This is a genomic window from Kordiimonas lipolytica, from assembly GCF_001550065.1.
Window position 1 is genome coordinate 518,140 of record NZ_LRUB01000002.1, and the last position, 6,742, is coordinate 524,881.

Here is a 6,742-nt window from a genome sequence, read left to right on the forward strand (position 1 = left end):
ACTAAAGCCAGCGGCGCACTTTCTTTTTAAAGGTGCGATAGTCTTCACCAAATAATTCCTCGAGCCGTCGCTCTTCGGGCAGGATGAACCTGATGGTGATGATGCTGATGAAGAGCACAAAAGGCGCCACAGGCCAATAGCCACCCGTCAGCGGCCACAAGCCGACAAGGGCAAGCACCATACCCAGATACATAGGGTTGCGGCTGAAGCGGTAGGCGCCTTCTGTGATCAGCTTGTGGGCATCCTCCCCCGGATAGAAGCTGGTGCCTGCAGCCACAAAGCGGTTCTTTTCCCGCAGGGCCAACCAGATGCCAAAGGCTGTCAGGGTTAGTGGCCAGAAGCGCACGCCTATGCTGCCGGTCTCCATGTATCCGATGCCTAACATCAGTATAGCTGTCAGCAGAAACAGATGGGGCGGCAGAATGCGTGGCACATTGGATTTCTCTGACAGTTTCATTTAACTCCCCCGGGGTTTTGTACATTGATTGCGCGCTATTTCGCGAAAAGCTGGGATGGGTCCTTGAAGGCCTTCAACTCGATGGCGTTTCCGGCGGGGTCGAGGAAGAACATGGTGGCCTGCTCGCCTACTTCGCCTTCGAACCGGATGCCGGGTTCGATTACGAACTCAATCTCCGCTGCAGCAAGCTTGGCCGCCAGAGCGTGCCAGTTATCCCAGTCCAGCACCGCGCCATAATGGAAGCTGGGCACCTGCTTACCGTCCACATCATTGGTGTCTGCCTGCCCAAGAGGCGTGCCCAGATGAACCACGAACTGGTGGCCGAAGAAGTTGAAATCGATCCATTTGTCGCTGGAGCGGCCTTCCGGGCAGCCCATCAAATCGCCATAGAAAGCGCGGGCTGCGGCAAGGTCGTCAACCGGGACGGCAAGGTGAAATGGCGGAATCATTAAAATGCTCCCTATAGCGTGACTTGTACCATAAGTTGTGAGACTATCAGCTGTCTCTGGGGGAAGAGAATAGCAGCAATGATCCGAAGTCAACAGAGCGTGGAGCTTGAAAATCGCTGGCGGCTATGGCCGAAGGCGGATGGTGCGCGTGTGCCACACAGGAACGAGTTCAAACCTTATGAATTGCCGGCGCTTGTGCCGAACCTTGCCGTGGTCAGGCTGAAGGGGGAACGATGTGTCGTTTTGATGGCGGGCACCAACATCACAGAGCGAATCGCGGCCGAAATCACAGGCCTGGATTACATGGCCTTCATTGCCCCAGCGCAACGGGGCCAGGTGCTGGATGTGTTGAGAAAGGTTTGTGGCCAACCGGCTGGTTGCTGCATGCACCTGGATAGCGATTATTCGCGCGGGTATACGCTCAAGCTGGAAATCACGCTTTTGCCGGTGGCGGGAGACGGCGGTACAGGGGATTGCATCTTGGCGCTTTCGGTGTCGCGTCCCGGAGCTTTGGAAACACCAGCCCCCCATTTCCTGGGCGACCCGATCACAGCCGACTGGCAAGAGCCGGGAGAATGGATCGACCTGGGCTACGGCCTGCCGGCAGAAGCCGGCAAGCTGGGTGAGTTCAAGGTTACCATCTAGGGGTTATTTCCCAAGGAGATCCAGTGCGATTACTGTCATAGCCTCCACGCCTGCCTTGATAGATGGTTCAGGCGCAATCTTGAACAGCGGCGAATGGTGCCCGGCAACAGCTGGGCCGCCATTCTTTTCCGCGTCAAAGGCTTCCTGCGGTGTGCCGCCCACGATGAAATAGAAGCCCGGAACGGCTGGGTCTACCTGGCTAAAATAGGCGAAGTCTTCTGCGCCCATATTCTTCTGCTCGTAATAGGCCACCTGGTCTTCGGGGAAATGGCCCCGCAGCACATCATCTAGGCGGGCTGTCAGCGCCTTGTCGTTCACCGTTGTTGGTGTGCTTTCAATCGAAAGTTCAACTGTTGGCAGCTTGTCTTCCGGCAGGCCTGCCACACGGCCTGTGTTTTCCGCGATGCGCTTGATGCCCTGCAAAAGCTTGTGCCGGACTTCCTCGTCGTTCGAGCGCACGGTCAGCGTCAGCTCTGCCTTGTCGGAGATGATGTTGTTCTTGGTGCCCGCGTGGAAGGTGCCTACGGTAACAACGCCCGGCGAGAGGGGTGAAATTTCACGTGCCACCAGTGTCTGCAGCGCATTCACGATCTGGGCGCCGATCACGATCGGGTCCTTACCCAGATGCGGGGAAGCGCCGTGTGTGCCCACGCCGTGCACCGTGATATGCACGCTATCCGATGAGCTGTACATAATGCCGGGCCGGTAGACGATCGTGCCGGCTGGGGCTTGTGCTGCCACATGCAGCGCCACGGCATAATCAGGCCGCGGGAATTTTTCATAAAGGCCGTCTTCGATCATGGCCTTGGCGCCGCTGATGATCTCCTCTGCCGGTTGCCCGACCAGAAGAACGGTGCCCTGCCATTTGTCTTTCATCGCCACCAGTTGGCGGGCTGTGCCCACAAGCCCGGTCATATGCATGTCGTGACCGCAGGCGTGCATCACAGGCATTTCAACCCCGGCCATATTCACCTGCCGTTTGGTGGATGCATACGGCAGGCCCGATTTTTCCTCAACCGGCAGGCCGTCCATGTCGGCGCGGATCAGAAGTGTTGGCCCTTCGCCGTTCTTCATCATGGCCACCAGGCCGGTTTTGCCAACGCCGGTGGTGACATCGAACCCGAGCGCGCTCAGCTCTTTCGAAAGCCGTTCTGCGGTCGCGCTTTCGCGGAAGGAAAGGTCAGGGTTCTTGTGCAGATAAACAAACAGGTCCTCAAGATAGTCATAGTCTTTGGCAATGGTGTCCTTGAGGCTGTGATTGTCGGCGGTGGCCGTCAGGCTTGTGCAGGCCATCAGGCCAATAATGGTTGCGGTTTTGAAAATTGATTTTTTCATCTTGTCCCTCAAATCCCGTTGGTAGGCGCTGCCGGAACGCGGCGGCGGGGCTCCGCCATGCTTTCTTTTGTTCCGGTTTCAGTCGTAAGTTGTTGCTACGAATATAGGGGGATTCGAAAGGGGGTCGAATTTTTTTTATGTCTGGTTTGATTGTGTCGTTGACTCAGGGGGCGCACTTGGCTATCCACGGCGGCGGAGAGGTGGCCGAGTGGCTTAAGGCGCTCGCCTGCTAAGCGAGTTGGGGCTAACGCCCCTCGCGGGTTCGAATCCCGTCCTCTCCGCCATTGCGACCAGTAGGTTGTGCTTGTTGCTAAGTAATTGAAATATAACAATTATTTAGCGATTGGGAGGTTGATTGGTTTCAGCCGACTTATTTCCAGCGCGACCAGTTCAGTCGCGAAATCTGATTCCATAGCAAGGAATCGGGGGTTCTTGAGGTCACTCCGTTGATCGGTGAGAACAAATGGTTGCTCAGTTGCTGACATAAGCAAGTCTTTAACCTTTCTTGCGAACGTCGGACACAGACCCGTAGAGGCCCTTAGGGCACTACCAAGGTCGGTGATGAGTGATTAGTCTATTCTAGACAAGTAGTGAGCAATAACTGCTCAATGAAAGTCTCTTGTAGGCGCCAACTCTTGGCTGTTTGGGGATAAATTCCCCGCGCAGAGCGAAGAGGATAGTTGGATCGGATACCCACACGGTATCTGCGAAGGCTGGCGCGCATCTACAAGATGACAACCCTCCCTTCATGATTCAGCGTTTGTCAGAACCTCAGCAGGCAAAGCCTAGCAAAAGATCTGACATGTCCTCTTCGCGTCTGCGTTTTCCAGAGCAAGGAAATGAGCATGACGAAAGCTTCTTTGATAATTGCTCAACCGGGCATGCCCGGTAGCGAACCTGTTGTTCAGCCAACAGTAACCTGGGGACAGTGCGTAGCTGGTAACGGCTGCGTGCCAAGCGTCCCGACAATGTATCCCCGAAAGGCATGTCGTCCCGCAAGGGTTCGGCATGGATTCTGCCAGCAGCAAGGCGGATGAGGAGCTAGGTTGGATGGTATGATAAACGCAAGTGAACTGTCGATAAACGTCGTGAAGGACCAAAGGCTCAAGCTGCTAGATAGGGCCTTAACCAAAAGGTGTGTGGCCGGTCCGTCCACTTGGCGGTTGGGCGGCGCTGACATTCAGGCCACCGGCGAACAGACAGTATCTAACCCATCCGTGTTATCAAAGGGGAACTGGGTAAACCCGTATCTGTGCCCCGAAGTTCGAATCCTGTGCTCTCCCAAGGAGGGCGGATATTCGAACGGGCAGGAACTTTGCCACCTCTCCAAGAGAGGGAAGTTCTGGGGCAGGCAAACCGTAAGGAATGCTGATGCAGGTGCGGGCAGAAGAGGATGCAAAAAGCGAAGGCCGTTCTGTAATGGGGCGGATAGGGGTTTAAACGTTATCCCACCCGAAAGGGGAGCAGACTTGCATCTGGTGTCTCATGGTGAGACGAACCAAGGAAACACTTCTAAAACGGAGGGAGGCGATTACCGGCTCCCTTCGGGGAACCCAGTAACCGCCTCCAAAGACAAGCAAATGCTCGATCTTCTTGCATCTTTGAATGTAAGAAGCGCGCTTTGCGAAATCAAGGAGGTAAGCATGATTAGTCATCTTTGTAATGAGGATGCTGTTGCCTCCGGCGTTCCCGACCACTGGGCCGATATCGATTGGTCCCGCGTGGAAGAGAATGTCAGAAGGTTACAGGTCCGAATTGCCAAGGCAACCCGAGAGAGGAACTGGCGCAAGGTGAAAACCCTGCAACGGTTTCTGACCCGGAGCTTTTCAGGTCGCGCGCTGGCGGTCAGGAGAGTGACGGAAAACCGCGGAAAACGGACCCCCGGCGTTGACGGGGTTACGTGGTCGCGGCCTATTTTGAAACGGTGGGCGGTGGATGACCTCGGGCGGCACGGTTATAGAGCCATGCCGCTCAGGCGCGTTCACATCCCCAAGGCCAATGGAAAGAAGCGCCCTTTGGGCATTCCGACCATGAGGGACAGAGCCATGCAGGCGCTGCACCTTCTGGCCTTGCAGCCGGTGGCGGAAACCACGGCAGACCGGAACTCATACGGGTTCCGCGTCGGTCGCTCCACACAGGACGCTATCGAACAAGTCAAGAATCTTCTCGACAAGAACGGTAGTGCCCAGTGGATATTGGAAGCCGACATCAAAGGCTGTTTCGATGCCATAGATCATGACTGGCTGATGGAGAATGTTCCGATGGACAAGACCCTGATCCGGGAATGGTTGAAAGCAGGTGTTGTGGATATGGGTCGGCTCAAGGCCACCGAAGCAGGGACGCCGCAAGGGGGTATCATTTCCCCCACGCTCGCGAACCTCGCGCTCGATGGCTTGGAGGCTAAGCTGGTGGAGACCTTCGGGTCGATCACCATCAAGGCCAACCGGCACAAACACAACAAGGTCTCGTTCGTGCGGTATGCGGACGACTTCATCATCACCGGCAGCTCGAAAGAGCTTCTGGAAGATGAGGTCAAACCTCTTGTGGAAAAACATCTGGCCGACCGTGGCTTGGTGCTATCTCAGGAGAAAACCCGCATCACGCATATTGACGACGGTTTCGATTTCCTCGGCTGGAACGTGCGCAAGTACAAGGGCAAATGCCTGATCCAGCCGTCGAAGAAGAATGTGCAAGCATTCCTCGATAAATGTCGGACCCTCTTCAAAGAGAACGCGGCCGCCACGCAGCAGGGGCTGATATGGCAGATCAATCCGGTCATTCGTGGCTGGACGAACTATCACAAATCGGTCGCTGCCGGGCAGACGTTCACCTATGTGGACCATGCCCTGTGGAAACTGCAATGGCGATGGGCCAAACGGCGGCATCCAGAGAAACCGGCCAAGTGGATCATGAAGCGCTATTTCATGACCAAGGGACGGCGAAACTGGATTTTCGCGGCGAAAGACCGGAATGAGAAAACGGGTACGGACGAGGTTGTCTCTCAGCTTCTGGCTGAAGACACCAAAATCCGTCGCCATGCCAAGGTTAGGATGGATGCCAATCCATTCGATCCGGCATGGGATGCCTATTTCGAACGGCGGCAACAGGAGAAGTTGCTGGAGAAATACCAGCACCGGAAACTGGAGCCGACGCTCATCAGGCGTCAAAGGGGTCAGTGCGCGCATTGCGGACTACCTCTGACGATTGAAGAAGAGGTGCATGTACATCATGTCATCGAACGCCAGCATGGCGGGACGGACAAGATGGACAATCTTGTGGCTCTTCATCCGGTCTGCCATCGGCAGATACATCGTTCCGATCCTCAATCGGATGAGCCGGTCCTCACTCCGATAAGGGCTTAGAGAGGCTTGAGCCGTGTACAGGGAAACTTGTACGCACGGTTCTTAGGGGGGGATGGAGCAGCAATGCTCTGTCCCTACCCGGTTTAAAAAGGCCGTCCCTTTCGGGGCGGCCTTTTTTGTTGCGCTGGATGTCGCTCTGGCGACGTCGGTGCCTGTTTTGGCTGTCTGCCCAATCCAGTAACCGGGGCTTTCCTGTTGCCCAAAAAAAGAGGAGAGAGCCGGAGCTCCCTCCTCAGCCTAGTGACCGCGCTGTAGCTAGAGGTCGATCGAGGCGGACTGGAGATCAGACAGACCCAGCCCTACCAGGAATACAGAGGAGCCGTCCCCAGTATCGATCAACACACCTGCTTCCCCATTCACGGTCGTCTCCTGACTGGCAGCCAGAACATCATTAACTGATGTGAAGTCCGTATTGGTATTGACCAGGTAAAGGGTATCGAGCGCGGTGTCGAAATCGTCCACAACATCATTGCCGTGATTGTTGCCGAAGAAGA

Annotated in this window: 6 protein-coding genes and 1 tRNA gene; 3 read left to right on the forward strand and 4 right to left on the reverse strand. The window is 55.7% G+C overall.

Annotated features, from left to right (window positions below):
- Position 1: 1 nt before the first annotated feature.
- A complete protein-coding gene (locus KORM41_RS02560; RefSeq protein ID WP_068144033.1) occupies positions 2 to 457 on the reverse strand; it encodes a methyltransferase family protein in 456 nt (151 codons plus the stop codon).
- 35 nt (positions 458 to 492) lie between these two features.
- Positions 493 to 912: a VOC family protein gene (locus KORM41_RS02565; RefSeq protein WP_380084400.1), complete on the reverse strand. Its 420-nt coding sequence runs from the start codon at positions 910 to 912 to the stop codon at positions 493 to 495.
- Between the two features lie 72 nt (positions 913 to 984).
- Here KORM41_RS02565 and KORM41_RS02570 point away from each other — a divergent pair, with 72 nt between their 5' ends.
- Positions 985 to 1,551 carry a PAS domain-containing protein gene (locus KORM41_RS02570; RefSeq protein WP_068144036.1) on the forward strand — a complete coding sequence of 189 codons (567 nt, stop codon included), beginning with the start codon at positions 985 to 987 and terminating at the stop codon, positions 1,549 to 1,551.
- Between the two features lie 3 nt (positions 1,552 to 1,554).
- Here the strand turns inward: KORM41_RS02570 and KORM41_RS02575 are convergent, their stop codons facing one another.
- Positions 1,555 to 2,886 (reverse strand): amidohydrolase, encoded by a 1,332-nt coding sequence (locus KORM41_RS02575; RefSeq protein WP_068144037.1) that lies wholly within the window; start codon positions 2,884 to 2,886, stop codon positions 1,555 to 1,557.
- A 194-nt stretch (positions 2,887 to 3,080) separates the two neighbouring features.
- Between KORM41_RS02575 and KORM41_RS02580 the strand changes: the two genes are divergently transcribed.
- Positions 3,081 to 3,170 (forward strand) — tRNA-Ser (locus tag KORM41_RS02580).
- Positions 3,171 to 4,529: 1,359 nt separating this feature from the next.
- Complete coding sequence (ltrA, locus tag KORM41_RS02585) at positions 4,530 to 6,248, forward strand: group II intron reverse transcriptase/maturase (RefSeq protein WP_068144101.1); 1,719 nt, start codon at positions 4,530 to 4,532, stop codon at positions 6,246 to 6,248.
- 255 nt (positions 6,249 to 6,503) lie between these two features.
- Here the strand turns inward: ltrA and KORM41_RS21975 are convergent.
- Positions 6,504 to 6,742, reverse strand: a 239-nt coding sequence (locus tag KORM41_RS21975; RefSeq protein WP_197420929.1) for a hypothetical protein, incomplete at its 5' end; no start/stop codon positions are given.

Bases quoted from the DNA above. Each gene is read 5' to 3' on its own strand.
- ltrA (WP_068144101.1), top strand. From the start codon at position 4,530: ATGATTAGTCATCTTTGTAATGAGGATGCTGTTGCCTCCGGCGTTCCC.
- KORM41_RS02560 (WP_068144033.1), bottom strand. From the start codon at position 457: ATGAAACTGTCAGAGAAATCCAATGTGCCACGCATTCTGCCGCCCCAT.
- KORM41_RS02570 (WP_068144036.1), top strand. From the start codon at position 985: ATGATCCGAAGTCAACAGAGCGTGGAGCTTGAAAATCGCTGGCGGCTA.
- KORM41_RS02575 (WP_068144037.1), bottom strand. From the start codon at position 2,886: ATGAAAAAATCAATTTTCAAAACCGCAACCATTATTGGCCTGATGGCC.